Origin of the sequence: Aeromonas sp. ASNIH8 (genome assembly GCF_002919855.1) — a bacterium.
Taxonomy (GTDB): Bacteria; Pseudomonadota; Gammaproteobacteria; order Enterobacterales; family Aeromonadaceae; genus Aeromonas; species Aeromonas caviae.
In genome coordinates, this window is record NZ_PQLN01000225.1 from 1 (window position 1) to 1256 (window position 1256).

1 protein-coding gene and 1 tRNA gene are annotated in these 1256 nt (G+C 55.0%); both read left to right on the forward strand.

Translation table 11 applies throughout. The features are described 5' to 3' along the window. Positions 1-21: 21 nt before the first annotated feature. Positions 22-109: transfer RNA gene (locus tag C3418_RS23565), tRNA-Ser, on the forward strand. An 83-nt stretch (positions 110-192) separates the two neighbouring features. After that, a partial coding sequence (locus C3418_RS23570) for a site-specific integrase (RefSeq protein WP_258040180.1) occupies positions 193-1256 on the forward strand: 1064 nt, incomplete at its 3' end.

A 1256-nucleotide genomic window follows, 5' to 3' on the forward strand; every position in this document is an offset into this window, starting at 1 on the left:
CACTTCAAGCAGTAAAAATTTGGTGAGGTGTCCGAGTGGCTGAAGGAGCACGCCTGGAAAGTGTGTATACGGCAACGTATCGAGGGTTCGAATCCCTCCCTCACCGCCAAATATAACCCGTTGAATTTCAACGGGTTTTTTCATTTCTAGACTTACGTGATTTTTTTCCTGGATCAACTGGGTGGAACAATCATGTATCTGAGCAAAAATGCCTCCGGCACCTACTACACTCGTCTCCCGCTGCCTAAGTCATTACGTGACCGTGGCTTGCCCTTCGCTATCCGTACTTCCCTTTGCACCAAAGATAGGCAGCTCGCTGTAGACCGAAACCTGGCTGTGGCAGCTCGCACTCGCGCACTGATCGCGGCTACCCCTGCGGATACTGCTCCCCGCAGCTTCTATCGCTGGATCCGCGCCGATCTAGACGCGTTCAAAGCAGCGGGGTTCATCCCTCCTCAAACACCTTCCACACCTCGTGAACCTTCTGTTGATGCCCCAGCTTGCCCCAGCAGTGGGATCATGCTCACCCACGCATTGGCGAGATTCATCGAGACTAAAACCAGTGAGGGGATCCAGCATAGGTCGGTGGGCCAGCTCCAACTTCGGATCAACGCCTTCGTCACCTGGGCCAAAGGGGTTAAAGTCGATGAGGTGACGCCCGCTCTGGCGCAGGAGTACCGCAACAGCTTGCTGCGCAAGACCAACCTCAGTTTCAAAACCAAAGGAGATTACCTCGCCGCCCTGAAACAGTTCTTCCGTTGGTGCGTGGCGCTGGACTATTGCAGCCGTAACCCTTTTGATGGGTTGACGGCAGGCAAGAAGCCGCACAAACGGGCGGATGAGGAGCGAGTGCGCTGGCATCGCCCTCAACTGGCTCAGCTGTTTGCCAGCCTGCGCAGCAAACAATCCCAGAAAGGCAAAAAATTGAGAGTTCAAGACTGGTGGGTGCCCCTGCTGTGCCTGTATGCCGGGCTGCGACCCTCTGAGGCCTGTCAGCTCAAAACTCTGAACGTCAAACAGGTCGAGGGGATTTGGTGTCTGATGGTTGATGCGGGAGAGGTGGATCAGCAGCTCAAGAGTGCCAATGCGTACCGTACCGTGCCGCTACATAGTGCGTTGATCGGACATCAATTCCTGGACTATGTGGAGAGTCGTCGCGGTCAGGGGCAGGTATTTTTGTTCGACGACAAACCATCAGGCAAAGACGACGACTGGGCGCATAACATCACCTGTCGCTTCCAACGCCACCTCAATGA